18 protein-coding genes are annotated in these 15,386 nt (G+C 69.0%); 11 read left to right on the top strand and 7 right to left on the bottom strand.

The features are described 5' to 3' along the window. Positions 1 to 13 precede the first annotated feature (13 nt). Positions 14 to 484: a hypothetical protein gene (locus tag H149_RS0100090; RefSeq protein ID WP_020647678.1), complete on the bottom strand. Its 471-nt coding sequence runs from the start codon at positions 482 to 484 to the stop codon at positions 14 to 16. Further along, complete coding sequence (locus tag H149_RS0100085; RefSeq protein ID WP_020647677.1) at positions 481 to 1,089, bottom strand: glutathione S-transferase family protein; 609 nt, start codon at positions 1,087 to 1,089, stop codon at positions 481 to 483. The genes H149_RS0100090 and H149_RS0100085 overlap by 4 nt, the downstream gene beginning before the upstream one ends. A 125-nt stretch (positions 1,090 to 1,214) precedes the next feature. Between H149_RS0100085 and H149_RS0100080 the strand changes: the two genes are divergently transcribed. The 10 genes from H149_RS0100080 (at position 1,215) to H149_RS0100035 (ending at position 12,132) form a co-directional block, all read left to right on the top strand. Continuing rightward, a complete protein-coding gene (locus tag H149_RS0100080) occupies positions 1,215 to 2,387 on the top strand; it encodes a magnesium transporter (RefSeq protein ID WP_020647676.1) in 1,173 nt (390 codons plus the stop codon). Between the two features lie 163 nt (positions 2,388 to 2,550). Continuing rightward, positions 2,551 to 6,573 carry a M36 family metallopeptidase gene (locus tag H149_RS0100075; RefSeq protein ID WP_020647675.1) on the top strand — a complete coding sequence of 1,341 codons (4,023 nt, stop codon included), beginning with the start codon at positions 2,551 to 2,553 and terminating at the stop codon, positions 6,571 to 6,573. Between the two features lie 96 nt (positions 6,574 to 6,669). After that, positions 6,670 to 6,975, top strand: coding sequence for an EF-hand domain-containing protein (locus tag H149_RS0100070; protein WP_020647674.1), 306 nt, complete (start codon positions 6,670 to 6,672; stop codon positions 6,973 to 6,975). Between the two features lie 13 nt (positions 6,976 to 6,988). Continuing rightward, a complete protein-coding gene (locus H149_RS0100065; protein ID WP_020647673.1) occupies positions 6,989 to 7,726 on the top strand; it encodes a sulfite exporter TauE/SafE family protein in 738 nt (245 codons plus the stop codon). Continuing rightward, a complete protein-coding gene (locus tag H149_RS0100060; protein WP_020647672.1) occupies positions 7,717 to 8,136 on the top strand; it encodes a PaaI family thioesterase in 420 nt (139 codons plus the stop codon). Before H149_RS0100065 ends, H149_RS0100060 begins: the two co-directional genes overlap by 10 nt. 144 nt (positions 8,137 to 8,280) lie before the next feature. Further along, positions 8,281 to 9,804 (top strand): metallophosphoesterase family protein, encoded by a 1,524-nt coding sequence (locus H149_RS0100055; RefSeq protein WP_020647671.1) that lies wholly within the window; start codon positions 8,281 to 8,283, stop codon positions 9,802 to 9,804. 11 nt (positions 9,805 to 9,815) lie between these two features. Next, complete coding sequence (locus H149_RS0100050; RefSeq protein ID WP_020647670.1) at positions 9,816 to 10,709, top strand: hypothetical protein; 894 nt, start codon at positions 9,816 to 9,818, stop codon at positions 10,707 to 10,709. 2 nt (positions 10,710 to 10,711) lie between these two features. Beyond that, entirely contained in the window at positions 10,712 to 11,245 is a 534-nt protein-coding gene (locus tag H149_RS0100045) for a GTP-binding protein (protein WP_039747579.1), read from the top strand. Further along, complete coding sequence (locus tag H149_RS0100040) at positions 11,242 to 11,661, top strand: roadblock/LC7 domain-containing protein (RefSeq protein ID WP_020647668.1); 420 nt, start codon at positions 11,242 to 11,244, stop codon at positions 11,659 to 11,661. The genes H149_RS0100045 and H149_RS0100040 overlap by 4 nt, the downstream gene beginning before the upstream one ends. Positions 11,662 to 11,724: 63 nt before the next feature. Further along, positions 11,725 to 12,132: a hypothetical protein gene (locus H149_RS0100035; protein WP_020647667.1), complete on the top strand. Its 408-nt coding sequence runs from the start codon at positions 11,725 to 11,727 to the stop codon at positions 12,130 to 12,132. Between the two features lie 54 nt (positions 12,133 to 12,186). Here the strand turns inward: H149_RS0100035 and H149_RS0100030 are convergent, their stop codons facing one another. The 5 genes from H149_RS0100030 to H149_RS22985 form a co-directional block, all read right to left on the bottom strand. Next, the gene (locus tag H149_RS0100030; protein ID WP_020647666.1) at positions 12,187 to 12,930 is read right to left on the bottom strand and encodes a DUF2238 domain-containing protein; all 744 of its coding nucleotides are present in this window, start codon (positions 12,928 to 12,930) and stop codon (positions 12,187 to 12,189) included. A gap of 71 nt (positions 12,931 to 13,001) precedes the next feature. After that, a complete protein-coding gene (locus H149_RS0100025; RefSeq protein ID WP_020647665.1) occupies positions 13,002 to 13,703 on the bottom strand; it encodes a DUF4386 domain-containing protein in 702 nt (233 codons plus the stop codon). Positions 13,704 to 14,004: 301 nt separating this feature from the next. After that, complete coding sequence (locus tag H149_RS0100015) at positions 14,005 to 14,250, bottom strand: DUF2964 family protein (protein WP_020647663.1); 246 nt, start codon at positions 14,248 to 14,250, stop codon at positions 14,005 to 14,007. Positions 14,251 to 14,348: 98 nt separating this feature from the next. Next, complete coding sequence (locus H149_RS0100010) at positions 14,349 to 14,711, bottom strand: hypothetical protein (RefSeq protein ID WP_020647662.1); 363 nt, start codon at positions 14,709 to 14,711, stop codon at positions 14,349 to 14,351. A 16-nt stretch (positions 14,712 to 14,727) separates the two neighbouring features. Continuing rightward, a complete protein-coding gene (locus H149_RS22985; protein ID WP_154654570.1) occupies positions 14,728 to 15,084 on the bottom strand; it encodes a hypothetical protein in 357 nt (118 codons plus the stop codon). Positions 15,085 to 15,166: 82 nt separating this feature from the next. Between H149_RS22985 and H149_RS0100005 the strand changes: the two genes are divergently transcribed. Next, positions 15,167 to 15,386 (top strand): transposase (locus H149_RS0100005; RefSeq protein WP_020647661.1); only part of this gene is annotated, 220 nt, incomplete at its 3' end.

Genomic DNA, 15,386 nt, shown 5'->3' with positions numbered 1-15,386 from the left:
AGCGGTCCGCCGCTCAGAGCAGTCCGAACGCGCGCAGCAGGCCGGCGAACAGGACGGCGAAGCCGCCGACCTCGGCGATCACCAGCAGCACCATGAAGGCCGCGAGGCCGTGCTTGGGCAGCGTCCGGCGTCCGACACGCTGCGGCCGGCGGAACTGGTTGTCGGTGTCGTCGAGCCAGCCGTGCAACGCATAGCCGCCGATCGCCGCGGCGAAGAACGCCAGCGGCAGCGCCGTCGCCCACAGATTGACCGCGGCGCTCCACGCCGACAGCTGCGCGAACTGCGCGAGCAGCAGCGCGGCGAAGGCGTACAGCAGCGCCGCGCGGTGGGCGATGTCGACGTAGGCCGGCGCCTGCGCGTCGTCGCGCTGGGCGATGTGCGCGTACTTCCAGATGCCGCTGAGAAGGCCGGCGAGGAAGAAGACGCCGGCACCGAGCAGGGCGAGGCGCGCGGCCGGTACCAGCGCGGCGGCGTCGGCGATCACGGCCGGTCGCGCATCGGCACGAAGCCGGGCTGCGCCTCGACGCGCGCCAGCCAGGCGCGGATCTGCGGATAGTCGGCGAGCGAGTAGCCGCCCTGCGGCGCGACATGCGTGTACGCCCACAGCGCGATGTCGGCGATCGTGTAGGCCTCGCCGGCGAGGAACGGCGTCTTCGCCAGCTGCGTCTCCATCACGCCGAGCGCGGCGTAGCCGCGCGGCATCGTCTCGCGGATCTTCTGCGCCCATTCCTCGGCCTTGCCGAGGTAGTGCACCCAGAAACGCACGGTGGCGATGTACGGCTCGTGGCTGTACTGCTCGAAGAACAGCCACTGCAGGATCTGCGCGCGCTGCCAGCGCTGGTCCGGAAACAGCGGCGAGCCGTCGGCGAGGTAGCAGAGCATCGCGTTCGATTCGGCGAGACAGCGGCCGTCGTCGAGTTCGAGCAGCGGCACGCGGCCGTTCGGGTTCTTGGCGAGGAACTCCGGCGTGCGCGAAGCGCCGTGCAGGATGTCGAGCTCGTGCCACTGGAAGGGAATGCCGAGCTGGTGCATCAGCAGGGCCGGCTTGTGGCAGTTGCCGGAACCGGTCATGCCGTAAAGGGTCAGCATCGCGGTGGACTCGATGAAGGGTGGGCGGCGTAAGATCGCGGCGCGGCCGGCAGTATCGCCGGCGCCCGGACGAAGTCAAACGCGGTGCGGCGCGGTGATGCCGGCGCGCGGCGCAGGGAGGCGGCATGGACGATCAGGGCTTGCAGGATCTGGTGCGGGCGGCGGCGAGCCGCGTCCCGCTCGATGCCGCGGAACTGCTGCGCGGCGAGCCGGCGGAGCGCGTGCAGGCGGTGCTCGAACGCCTGCCGCGACAGTTCGCGCGCGACGTGCAGACGCACCTGCCGCCGGGCCTGCGCCCGGTCGAGACCGCGACCACCGCGCTCGAGCTGCCCGGCACCGTCGCCGATCTGATGGAGCCGATCGCCGCCGTGCTGCCGGAAAGCGCGACGGTGCAGGACGCGATCGAATTCCTGCGCGCCAGCCGCGATGCGCGCCAGATCACCTATCTCTACACCAGCGGCGCCGACGAGCGCCTCAGCGGCCTGGTCGTGATCCGCGACCTGCTGCTGTCGCGGCCGGATCAGGCGCTGTCCGAGCTGATGCTGCCGTCGCCGTTCGCGTTCGCCGCGTCGACGCCGGCCGGCGAGGCGATCAAGGCCGCGGTGCATCGCCACTATCCGGTCTATCCGGTCGTCGATGACGCCGGCCGCGTGCTCGGCACCTTGCGCGGCTGGCGGTTGTTCGAGCGGCAGGCGATCGAGATCACCGCGCAGTCCGGCCAGATGGTCGGCGTCGACAAGGAGGAACGCGTCTACACGAACCTCTGGCAGGCCTTCCGCATGCGCCATCCGTGGCTGCAGATCAATCTGCTCACCGCCTTCCTCGCCGGCTTCGTGGTTGCGCTGTTCGAGGGCACGATCTCGCAGATCGTCGCGCTCGCCGCCTTCCTGCCGATCCTCGCCGGGCAGAGCGGCAACACCGGCTGCCAGGCGCTGGCGATCACGCTGCGCGGCCTCACGCTCGGCGATCTGGCGCGCTATCCGGTGCGCCGCCTGCTCGGCAAGGAGCTGCTGCTCGGCGCGCTCAACGGCGCTTTCACCGGCGCGGTCGCGGCGGCGGCGATGTGGTGGACGGCGGCGCACGCGCACAATCCGCAGGCGCCGATGCTGGCGCTGGTGATCTGGCTGGCGATGGTCGGCGCCTGCACGCTGTCCGGCCTGTTCGGGGTGATGGTGCCGCTGCTGCTGCGGCGCTGCGGCGCCGATCCGGTCACCGCCTCCAGCATCTTCCTGACCACCGGCACCGACATCGCCGGCATGGGCCTGATGCTGCTGCTGGCCAGCACGCTGGTGCTTTGAGCGCGGCCCCCGAAACGGGGGAAGTCCGATAGTAAAACGATACTGAGGGAATCTCAGGCGCCGCCGACGCGGCATTTTCCTGCGCGTGCCCGGCACCGTTGTTGCTCTGATCCGTCCAGGGAAATTCAGGATTCGACGGTCAGAACCGTCACGGGGGCGATTCATGAAGCGGGTGATTCTGACCGGCGCGCTGCTCGGCGCGGCCGCGGCGGCGGGTGCGTCCGGCGGCCAGCCGGCCAACTACGATGCCTTCTGGGCGCAGCAGCAGAAGACGGCGATCGCCGGCGCGCTGCCGCGCGGTGCGGTGCCGGCCGACGCGTCCGCGCTCGGCGGCGCGAGCTTCGTCTGGGCCGCGAGCGATGCGCGCGCGCCGGTGGTCGGCAAGATCGGCAAGGCCGCGCGCAAGGCGCAGCTCGAAACCTTTGCCCGCCAGTATCTGCGCAAGGCCGCCGGCCGCCTGGCGCTGCCGGCGTCGAGCGTCGAGAGCGCGACGCTGCTCGATCTGCAGGACCGCGGCCACGGCCCGGTGGTCGCGCGCTTCGCGCAGCGCGTCGGCGGCATCGAGGTCTTCAACCGCCGCGTCAGCGTCATGCTCGATGCCAGCGGCCGGCCGGTCGCCGCGTCCGGCTACTTCGCCGCCAGCGCTGCCGTGAAGCAGGCCGGCGCCTTCGCCGGCAGCGGCGGCGCGCCGGCGGTCAGCGCCGCGCTGCGCCGGCTCGGCGTCAGCGTCGCCGGCAATGCCGTGCGCGCGACGCAGGCGCGCGGCGGCTATCAGTCCTACGCACTCGACGTGGTGCCGGACGGTTTCGCGCTGAGCCGTGCGCCGCGCAGCAAGGCGGTCTACTACGCGCTCGCCGACCGCCTCGTGCCGGCGTACTACGTCGAGGTCTTCGGCCGCCGCGCCGGTGCGCCCGGCACGGTCGCCTGGTCCTTCGTGTTCGGCGAGGACGGCAGCACGCTGTTCGCCAAGGATCTGGTCGCCTACGAGGCGGCCCAGCCGTTCACCTATCGCGTGTTCGCCGACGCCGCCGGCATCCATCAGCCGTACGACGCGCCGCTCGGCAATGGCTATCTGCCGTTCCCGGGCCATGCCATCGACGAGGTCCTGCCGCGTGTCAGCGCGACGGCCAACGCCGTGACCCTGGTCAGCGGCCCGATCTCGACCGGCGATCCGTGGCTCGCCAACGACGCCACGACCACCACCGGCAACAACGCCGACGCCTTCCTCGATACCGGTCCGCAGCTGGGCCTGCCGCTGAACCTGCCGGACCCGATCGGCACCATCACCGGCGACGGTTACATCCCGGGTTCGGGCGATCTGCGCGTGGCGCTGAGCGGCGAGCGCAGCTTCGACTATCCGATCCACGCCGACGACGATCCGTCGACCGCGGACGCCAGGAACGCCGCCATCGTCAACCTGTTCTACATGAACAACTGGCTGCACGACTGGTGGTACGACCACGGCTTCGACGAGGCGTCCGGCAACGCGCAGAACGACAACTACGGCCGCGGCGGCGTCGACGGCGACGCGATCTCGGCGCAGGGCCAGGACTCGTCGGGGCGCAACAACGCCAACATGGCGACGCCGGCCGACGGCAGTTCGCCGACGATGCAGATGTACCTGTTCGACGGTCCGCTGCGCGGCGAGGTCGCGATCACCGCGCCCGAGCCGTCGGCGCCGCTGAAGTTCACCGGCGCGAGCTTCGGTCCCAACACCTTCGACCTGAGCGGCGACGTCGTGCTCGCCGCCGATATCGTCGGCGATCCGACCGACGGCTGCGCCGGCACGCTGAGCCTGCCGATCACCGGCACCACGCTGCCGGCGCCGCCGCAGCTCTCGCTGCTCGGCAAGATCGCACTGATCGATCGCGGCAACTGCTCGTTCACGACCAAGGAGCAGTTCGCGACGCTGTCCGGCGCCAAGGCGATGATCGTCGTCAACAACGGCGACGGCGATCCGATCGCGATGGGCAACGCCGATCTGCCGATCCCGATCGGCCTGTCCACCGACGCGCTCTACCTGCTGCCGGCGGTGATGATCCGCAAGGACGACGGCCAGACGATCAAGGACCGGCTCGCCGCCGGCCAGACCGTCAGCATGCATCTGCGGCGCGAAGCCTCGATCGACTACGACGGCACGCTCGACGAGCTGGTGATCGCGCACGAGTTCTTCCACCACGTCAGCAACCGCCTCGTCAGCGACGGCTCCGGCCTGTCGAACACGCAGGGCGGCGGCATGGGCGAGGGCTGGAGCGACATCGCCTCGCTGCTGCTCGCGGTGCGGCCGGAGGACCGCGAAGTGGCCGGCAACGAGCGCTATCAGGGCGCGTACCCGACCGGCTTCTACGTGATCCCGAGCTACTACTTCGGCATCCGTCGCGCGCCGTACTCGACGCAGATGACGGTCAATCCGCTGCGCTTCAAGCACATCGAAACCGGCGTGGCGATCGAGGGTGCGCCGGTCGCGTTCGGCGCCGACGGCGCCGACAACGCCGAGGTCCACAACGTCGGCGAGGTCTGGGCCAACATGCTGTGGGAGGTCTACGCGGCGCTGCTCAACCATCACGATTTCGCGACCGCGCAGGCGCGGATGAAGGACTACGTGATCGCCGGCCTGAAGATGACGCCGTCGTCGCCGACCTTCACCGAAGCGCGCGACGGCGTGCTCGCCGCGGCGCTGGCGACCGATCCGGCCGACTACGCGCTGGCGGCGCGCGCGTTCGCCAAGCGCGGCCTCGGCCTGCATGCGGTCGCGCCGTCGCGCAGCAGTACCGACAACGCCGGCGTCGTCGAGAGCGACGTGGCCTTCGCCGCGCCGGCGCCGACGCTGGTCGCCGGCATCGGCGCCACCGCCGACGGCTTCGACGGCTGCGACGGCGACGGCATCCTCGATGCCGGCGAGTCGGCGCGCCTGCGCTTCGCGCTGTTCAACAACGGCGCGTACACGCCGGGCGAGACCGTCACCGCGACGCTCGGCAGCGACGCCGCCGGCCTGTCGCCCGGCGCCGGCCAGCTCAGCTTCGTCGCGCCGGCGATCGGCCAGAGCGCGTACGCGACGCTCGACGTCGCGCTCGCGCAGGGTGTGGCCTCGCCGCTGAAGATCGCGCTGACGCTGGCGCTCGACGCGCCGGCTTCGGCCGACCCGGCGGTCGAGTATCCGCCGGCGACGAGCCTCGAACTGCTCGCCAACTACGACATCGCCAGGACCGCCAACCGCGACGACTTCGAGTATCCGGCGCTCGCGGCATCCGGCTGGACGCGCGTCTCGCGGGGCACGACCGTGCAGTGGGAGATCGTCGACGACAACGACGAGCTCGGCAGCGGCCACGTCTGGTACGCGCCGGACCCGGAAACGGCGACCGACCTGTATCTCGTCACGCCGGCGTTCTCGGTGCCGGCCGGCGGCAGTTTCTCGGTGAGCTTCGATCACCATTACGACTTCGAGTCGCTGCTGCCGCTGCCGGTGCTCGGCCTCGGCTACGACGGCGGCTTCGTCGAGGTCAGCGTCGACGACGGCGCGACCTGGACCGACGTCACCGACTTCGGCGCACGCTTCACGAAGAACGGCTACAGCGGCCGGGCGCAGGTCACCGGCCACCGCGGCTTCGTCAACCGCAACCGTGGCCTGCAGACCTCGGTGCTCGACTTCGCCGAACGGCTCGCCGGCAAGACCGCGCGGCTGCGCTTCCATGTCGCCAGCGATGCGCTCAACGGCGGCTACGGCTGGGCGATCGACAATCTCGTTCTCACCGGCAACAGCGGCGCCGTGTTCAATGCCGTCAGCGCCGACGACGCGCAGTGCACGGTCACGCCGCCCGGCGGCACCACCGGCGGTACGACCACGGGCGGCAGCACGACCGGTGATACGACCGGCGGTACGACCACAGGTGGCAGCACCACGGGTGGGACCACGACCGGCGGTACGACCGGCGGTAGCACGACCGGGGATACGACGGGCGGCACCACCACCGGCGGTACCACGACCGGTGGCGCGACGACCGGCGGTACGACGACGGGCGCCACGACGGGCGCTACCACCGGCGGCACCGGCACCACCACCGGTGGCACCACCGGCGGTGACTCGACCGGCGGCACGAGCGACGGCAACAACGGCGGTGCGATGCCGCTGTCGGTGCTGCTCGGCCTGCTGGCCGCGGCGCTCGGCCGTCGTCGCGCGCGGCGCTGAGCGTGTCGTGGGCGGCGGCTGCGGTCGCCGCCCACGGGCGCACCCGTCGCCGCGTCGCGGGGCGCACCCGGCATGGATGCGGCACAATGCCGGCACATGCGCGACCTTCCGATTTTCCTGCTGTCCGCCGCGGCGATCCTGCTGTCGGCATGCGCGGCCAGCCCGACGCCTCGCCAGCAGATCCTCGATGCCTTCAAGGCCGCCGACCTTGACGGCGACGAGCAGCTGACGCCCGAGGAGTTCACGCGCCTGCCGCTGAGCGGCGTGAAGTTCGAGGACGTCGACACCGACGGCAACGGCCGCATCACCTACGCCGAGCTGCGCAGCTACCTGGTCTGGCGGCGCGTGCAGGCCGACGGCAACCGCCTGCCGGCGCCGGGTCCGGCGCCGCGCCCGCTCTGAGGCGCGCACGGCGATGACGGCCCTCGATCTGGCGATCGTGGTCGTCGGCTTCCTGACCGCGACGCTGTCCGGCGCAGCCGGACTCGGCGGCGGCACGATCCTGATCGGCGTCTTCTATGCGCTCGGCATGCCGCCGGCCGAGGCCGTGCCGCTGTTCGCCGCCGTGCAGTTCGTCGCCAACAGTTCGCGCACCGTCGCCTACGTGCGCGACGTCGAGTGGTCGGCGGCTGGCTGGTTCCTGCTCGCCGGCATCCCGGCGACGCTGCTGGTCGCGCCCTTCGTCGCCGGCGTCGACGGCAACATCGTCAAGCTGGTGCTCGCCGGACTGATCCTCGCCTCGCTGGCGCCGCAGGCGCGCACGCAGCCGCTGCCGGCGCGGCCGGCCTTCCTGATCGCCGGCTTTCTCAACGGCAGCATCGGCCTGTTCGTCGGCGCCACCGGCCTGTTCGTGGGCCGCCTGTTCTTCCGGCCGGAGTGGCGCAAGGAAACGGTGATCGGCACGCTGGCGATGACGCAGATGCTGGGCCACGGCCTGCGTGTGCTCGCCTACGGGCTGGTCGGGTTCTCGGCGCTGGCCGCGCCGCAGCGTCTGGTGCCGCTGTGCCTTGCCGTCATCCTCGGCACGATCGTCGGCAAGCGCCTCAATGGCCGCATCAGCGAGCGCGGCTTCGCGCGCCTGTTCCGCGCCATCCTGGTGACGCTGTCGCTCAAACTGATCTGGGATGCTCTGAGAGGATACGGATGGATCTGAAGCTCGATGCCGCCGCGGTCGAGGCGCTGATTCGCGAGGGCCTGGTCGCCGCCGGGCGCGGCGGCCTGTGCGTCGACGAACTGCGTTCCGGTTATGCGCGCGTGCGTCTGCCGTTCGATGCGGCGATGCTGCGGCCCGGCGAAGTGATTTCGGGTCCGACGCTGTTCACCGCCGCCGACAGCGCGATGTACGCGCTGGTGCTCGGCCACGTCGGCGCGCAGCTGATGGCGGTGACCAGCGACATCAACATCCGCTTCCTCGCCAAGGCCCGGCCTGGCGACGTGATCGGCGAGGCCAGCTTCCTCAAGCTCGGCCGTCGCCTCGCGGCGATGGAAGTACGCCTGTCGACGGCCGCCGCGCCCGGCGTGACCGTCGCGCACGCCAGCGGCACCTACGCGCTGCCGGCCTGAATGCCGGGCTATCCCCGTCGGGGTTTCCCGTACGCCTTATCAGCCTGAGGCTACCGCTCGGCGTTCGACGAGCCCGCGCACCTCCCGCAGCGTCAAGAATTCGCGCAACGACTTTAACGACGCGGGTTTCGGGGGGACGATTTTTTGGCGACACGCATCGACATCATCGGGGCCATCGACCCCGCGCTGGCGTGTTCGCCCGATCTCGCGCTCGAACTCTTCGCCTTGCCGGCGCAGGCGCTCGGCCACGACGGCGAGTTCACCGGCCGGCCGCTGACGCGCATCCAGGCCTCGCCGCAGCACGTGCTCAAGCTGCGTCTGGCCGGACCCGCGCAGGGCCTGCGCGAACAGACCGAGGAAACCCTGCTGCGCGAGCGCCTGTACGGCGTCTATCACCCGGCGCGCACCTGGCTGATCGTGACCGAGGATCAAGGTCCGCAGGCTGGCGTCTGGCTCGGCAACGTCACGCCGCGGCTGCGCGCGCTGCATCTGCCGCAGGCCGAGGAAGACGCGATGGTGTTCTTCCGCCACGTGCGCGCCATGCTGCAGATGTACCTGCGCATCGCCGCGCGCTTTCGCGTGCGGCTCGACGAGGGCCTGTCCAACTTCGCGGTCGACGACGCCGGCCAGCTGCATTACCTCGACGACGACGTCTATCCCTGGGACGACTTCGCGCACTTCAGCCAGTCGGTCGGCGTGCTGATCCGCAAGCTGCGCACGCTGACGCCGAAGTTCGCGCAGATGCTCGGTCAGACCGTGCGTCAGGCGATCGTCGGCGAGTTCGGCGACGCCGGCGCATGCCGGCGTGTCGCCGACGGCATCCGCGGCCTCTACTACAACGGCGACGACCAGTCGCGCCGTCTCGACGGTTTCATTGAAGGGCTGCTCGGCGCGCAGCCGCATTCGCGCACGCGCGCGACGCTCCACGAGCAGCGGCCGTTCGCGCTGCTCGCCGACATTCACGCCAACCGTCCGGCGCTGGAAACGGCGCTCGCCGGACTGCGCCGGCTCGGCGTCGATCGCGGCATCGTGCTCGGCGACATCGTCGGCTACGGCCCGCATCCGGCCGAGTGCATCGAGCTCGTGCGCGACAGCGGTTTCGAGGTGGTGCGCGGCAATCACGACGACGCCGTCGCCGGCACCAGCACGGCCGAAGGGTTCACCGCGACCGCGGCGCGCGTCGTCGAGTGGACGCGGCAGCGGCTCGGCGATGAGGCGCGCGGCTGGCTGGGACAGCTGCCGACGCGGCTCGAGCGCGAGGGCTGGGTAGCGCAGCACGGCGCGCCGATGGACCCGGCGTTCTTCCGCGCCTACGTCTACCGCATGACCTACGAGGACAACCTGCGCTATCTCGCCGAGCACGGCCTGCGCTGGGCCTTTCACGGGCACAGCCACATCGCCGGCATCTTCTACGCGACGCCGCAGCGCAGCGGCTTCAGCGACGAGGCCGAGCAGTCGCTGCTCGATTATCGCGAAGCGCTGATCTGCCCCGGCTCGGTCGGCCAGCCGCGCGGCGGCAGCCTCGACGCGCAGTGGGCGGTGTTCAATCCGGCGACCACGCAGATCCATTTTTTCCGAGCGCCGTACGACGTCGAGCTGACGCTGCGCGACATGGCGGCGCAGGACTTTCCCGGCGCGCTGATGGACCGGCTGCGCACCGGTACCTGAAGGACGATCCCATGCAACGCACGCTCACCACCGCCGGGCTCGGCGACAAGGAAACCCTGCTGATCAAGTCCTACCTCAGCCTGCTGTCCGGCAAGACGCGCGAGCCGTGGGCGTTCCGCGACAGCGGGCCGGTCGACGCCTGCATCGCCGTGCCCGGGCTCGACGCCGGCAAGGCGCTGACGATCCGCTACGGCGGCGACGGCGAGCTGCGTCTCAATGCGCCGCTGCGCGTGGCGGCGGTGATCGCCGTGCTCGATCAGGCTTCGGCGTGCCTGGGCGCGGCGAAGTCCGCCGCGGCGCCGGCTGCCGCGACCGCCGCTGCGAGTGTCGCCGCGCCGGCTGCTCCGGCGACGCGCGGCGACGGCCGCGGCACGCTCGCCGAATGCCTGCGCTCGCGTCGCGACGACGAGACCGTGCTGCGGCTCAGCGATGGCCGCGTGCGGGTCGAGGCCGACTTCGTCGCCGGCCGCTACCGCAGCAGCGCGCCGCTGCTCGCGCAGCACGCGACCGCCGCCGACTGGCACCGCGACGACGCGCCGGCACCCGTTACCGCCGTCGAAGGCGCGCTGACCTGGCTGATGTGGATGGCCGGCGTCGGCGAGGCGCGCGTGCAGCCCGGCGTCTACCGCCTGCGTCGCTGGCCCGACTTCGGCGCGCTGCCGCACCGGCCGGAGTTCGTGCGGCTCGCCGCGCTGTTCGCGCGCCAGGCGACGTCGCCGGGCGCCGCCGCCGCCGCCGCCGCGGTGCCGGTGCCGGAGGTCGAGGCTTTTCTCGGCGGCTGCCTGATGGCCGGCTATGCGGGCAGCGAGGGTGCGCTCGCCGCGCCGCTGCCGCGGCCGGCGGCCACGCTCGACGACGGCGTGCGCGGCCTGCTCGGCCGCATCCGCCGCCGGCTCGGACTGTGACGATGACGACCGCCCGCAAGATCGTCTTCGCCGGCTCGATGGGCGCCGGCAAGACCACGTCGATCGCCGCGCTCAGTGAGATTCCGCCGGTGACGACCGAGGCCGTCAATCACGACCGCGCGCTGTTCGACAAGGACACCACCACGGTCGCGCTCGACTACGGCGAGTTCACGCTCGACGACGGCAGCCGCATCCAGCTGATCGGCACGCCCGGCCAGCTGCGCTTCGACTTCATGTGGCGCGTGCTCGCCAACGGCGCGCTCGGCGTGATCCTGCTGGTCGACAACTCGCGGCCGGCGCCGCTCGACGATGTGCGCGAGTACCTGCGCCATTTCCGCGACTTCGCCGAAGGCGCGCGCCTGGTGATCGGCGTCGGCCGCACCGAGTCGCACCCGCAACCGACGGTCGACGCCTACGCCGATCTGCTCGCCGGCGAGGCGCTGCTGCTGCCGGTGCTGTCGGTAGACGTCCGCCGCCGCGACGACGTGCTGATGATGGTCCACGTCCTGCTCAGCCAGCTGGAGGCCTGCACATGAACGCCGAATCCCTGCGCCAGTGGGCATTGCGCCACGCGCTGCCGCACCTCAGCCAGATGCGCAACGACGTGCCCGGCCTGCGCGGCGCCGTGCTCGCCAGCGACGACGGCTTCGCGCTCGCCGCCGCGATCGACGACACGGCGCCGACCGCCAAGCTCGCGGCGATGGCCGGCGCCATGTACGGCCTCTGCGCCGCGACCGCCCGCGAGGCCGGGCTCGACGGCTGCCGCGACATCATCGTCGACGGCGACAGCGGCAAGGTCGTCGTGATGTCGATCCCCGATGGCGGCGTGCACCACCTCGTGCTGCTGGTGCTGGTCGACGCGCAAAGCGCGTTCGGCCACCTGCTGCTGCAGTGCCGGAAGTGCTGCGTCGCCATCGGCGAGGAGCTCGGCCAGTACGCGCGCGCTGCCTGAGTTGCCTGAAATTCGTTCAAGCCGTCCCTGTTTCCCCATCCCAGGTTTCACCAAGGAGAAGTCATGAAGAACCTCAACGAGATCTGCAACACGGTGCTGCGCGACGTCAACGAATCGCTCGCCATCGCCGTTGTCGACCTCAGCTCCGGCCTGCTGCTGTCGGTCGCCCACAACGTGCCGTACTTCACGCAGAGCTACCTCGACGCCGTCGCCGCCGCCGCTGTCGACATGTTCCGCGGCAAGACCGTGGGCACTGTCGAGAAGCTGCTGTCCGCGCAGCGCGGCCGCGAGATCACCAACTCCATCAAGGAAGTGCAGATGACCACCGAGGCCACCTTCCACTTCATGTCGGTGGTGCCGGACAAGCCGAACGCGCTCGCCGTGCTGATCACCACCAAGCGCGCCAACCTCGGCATGGGCTGGGCGGCCCTGCGTGCGGCGCTGCCGCAGATGAAGGCCTACTGCCCGTAAGGGACTGACTGCGTCAGGCGCGAATGCCCGGCTCGTCCGGGCATTTTTTTGCCCTCAGCGCTGCGGACCGCGCGGCTCGTTGAGCATGCGCGCGATCTCGTTCTCGCCGTAGGGGCGGGCGTCCTTGATCTTCAGGCTCTCGCTCCAGTCGCGCGCGAAGTCGTGCTGCAGCCAGGCGTTCAAGGCCGCGGTGATCAGCATCGCCAGCAGCGCGCCGAGCCCCGCGCAGGCCATGTCCTTCTGCGCGTCCCAGATGTCGCCCTGCGTGCCGAGATAGGCGACGCCCAGGTCGCCGCCGAAGAACTCCGCCGCGCCCCATTCGACCAGCTCGTACAGCGCCGAGGTCGACAGCGTGAAATCCAGCGGCAGGAAGTAGCCCCAGAAGCCGCGCGCATCGGCGACGCGCAGGAAGATCTCGCGCAGCGGGTAGGCCAGCAGCAGGCCGTAGGAGAAGTGCACGACGCGATCGAAGTTGTTGCGCTCCCAGCCCAGCATCGCGTTGAAGCTCTGCCCGGTCAGGCTCTGCCACCAGGCTTCGTACGGAACCTCGGCGTAGGTGTAATGCGCACCGACCGCGTGCAGGCACAGATAGATGAAGATCAGCGTGTACGAGACACGCGAGAAGATGAAATGCTTGTGCGAGGCCCACAGACCGAGGCCGAAGGCGACGACCAGCGCGTTCTCCAGCATCCAGTCGTGACGGTCGAACGGCGTGATCGCCAGCGCCAGCCATAGCGCCGCGTAGACGGCAACCAGGAGGGTGACGTAGCGGCGGTAACCGGGGATATGCAGCGGCATCGTCGAGGCGTTTCGTTTCAGGCGGACCGGCCAAGCCTAGCGGGGTGCGCGTCGGCGCGCTCGATGCGCCGCTATCCGGCCACGCCGGCCTTCGGCTCGCGGGCACCCACCAGCAGAAGCCACAGACAGGTGCCGATCTCGCCTATGGCGGCCGGCAAGCCCGCATAGTTCGCAACCGGCGTCAGGGCGTAGTTCGGAACGAGAAGCTCGCCGAACACGTTGATCATGTAGCCGAGACAACCCAGCATCAGGAAGAGGCCGAGGAGTTTCGGCAGGAAGCCAGACTTCACGACCAGGTAGCCGAACGGCAGCAGCCACAGACCCCAGAACAGCTTGGTGATGAGCAGGCCCGTGCCGTACGCGCCGAGCGCCGCCTTCGCGGCGGCCTGCAAGGGTTCGGGTGCAAGGGCGCGGCCGAAATAAGGATCGGTCAGCAGCGACAGCGCATCGAGCCGGTTCGCCAGACTGGCCAGACCGATCGGCACGCTGACGACCGCGAAGGCCACCATGAGCGCCGCCGCGCAGCGATCGACATCGCGAAAGAGCTGGAACAGCGCCAGCGGCAACAGCAGAAAGGCGACCTGCATGACCATGAAGCTGGCAATGCCGTAACGGAACAGCGGTTCGGAAGAAACGATGTTGCGCGCCGTTGCCTGGAAATCGTCCGCGACATTGATCTGCGAAGGGACATAAGCCAGGCTGAACATGCCCGTGACGACCACGACGAGGTACAGAAGGCCGGCCAATCGGCTGATTTTGCGCTGGGTCATCATGCGATCGCGTCCGTGTTGATGAAATGCAGGCGAGGAAATGGATTTTGCTGGAGTCGACGATTCGCGTTCGGCGACGGCCGCTTGCAGCAGCGCATCAGGCCGATGGCTCCGGCGTGCGCGGCCAACGCCACGCATACCCGACCACGAGCAGGGTGAGCGCAATCTCGATCGCGCGCGTCTTCGCCGTAGAGCGCATGGTCATGTCCAAAGCCTGGCGGACCCGTCACTTCCATTTTGAGTGCGTGATTAACAGCGGGCGCGCCGAAAGCGTGACCGTCGGGTTGAACTGCCGGTCATGCACTCACTCGCGCTCACACCGCTGCGCCTCATGGTTGTACCGACCGCCGGAGTCCAAGCAGCCGTCCACCGCCCAGAACTCTGCATGACTTTCGAACGCGAACCAAGCGATGCCCAAAAGCAGACAAATCAAACCCACAAGGACCGCTTTTCGCCTCTTGACCAAAACCCCGCGGACCGCAGCAAATAGGCCAACCACGACGAACGCCAGCGCAAGAAAGAAACCGCCGTATTGAACGAGAGTTTCCATAGCCCGCTATGCATAACGCCAAAAATCAGCCGCGGCCTTGACGAGGCGAAGCGGCGGCAAGGACGGCGGATGGAGTGCTTGGTTGGGCGGTACCGTCATTAGCTACCCAATATCTTCTCAATGAGTGGCTTTGTATAGCGATCCTCTGGAGAAATGTCTCTCCTGTCGCCAGCGTGGTAGTACTCACCAGCATCAAACGCCTCATAGACGCTGTAGAAGTAGGGCGGAATCTCGAAGTCCTTCTGCGAGCAGAGAAATGCCCAGAGATGATTGATTGCGGCGTCCGCATCTTCGAAGGACCAGTTGCCCCTGCTGTAGCCGTAAGCGATGTGGTTGGCTATCTGGTCAAGGATCTCCAGTGTGCCAGCGGAACGAAGAACGCAGAGCTGTTCAAACGCTGCTGACGGAACGGCCTCATCTATGACGCTGCGCGCAAATTGCTCGAGAGAGTCGTTCTTCATGACGCCAATGAAGCGATCATCTTGTCACACGGGATTTTTGCCTTGCGAAGACGGTAACTCTTAGCTCACCGCCCGTGAAGTGTTCATCTTCCGCTGCTCCAGCTATCTCGGGCGACAGGATGTCGATGCGCACCTCAACCGGATATCCGCACACCTCAATGCAGCGGCTATTTGGATAGAAGCCTCGAACAATATGCCAGGGCATGACGTCATGTCGATCGGGCCCGTGCGCAGTCTCCCAGATGAGATTGTTAGGACAGCCGGATGGTTTCTTTATGGATGTCACTTCGACTTCGAAATCGTCCGGCGCTCCAAACACTCTCAGCGTGAGGGTCGAAGAGATCGGCTTCCTCACGTCGGCTGCGGTATTCAAGGGAAGACGAATCGTAAGCTTCCCTGCCTGAGCAACAACTCATAACCAGAGCTTTCTGGCATCGTAACTGCCAGGAGGCATCATGAAGAAGTCGCGTTTTACCGAGACGCAGATCATCGCGATCTTGAAGCAGGCTGACGCCGGCATGCTGGTGAAGGATATCTGCCGCAAAGCCGGAATCAGCGAGCCGACGTACTACAGCTGGAAGTCGAAATACGGCGGCATGGAAGCCTCCGATCTGAAGCGGACCAAGGAGCTGGAAGCCGAGCTGTCGCAGCTCAAGCGGATGTACGCCGACCTGG

Origin of the sequence: Solimonas variicoloris DSM 15731 (assembly GCF_000382285.1) — a bacterium.
GTDB lineage: Bacteria > Pseudomonadota > Gammaproteobacteria > Nevskiales > Nevskiaceae > Solimonas > Solimonas variicoloris.
The sequence above is the reverse complement of the archived record's forward strand: the minus strand, read 5'-3'. Positions and strand labels throughout refer to the sequence as shown.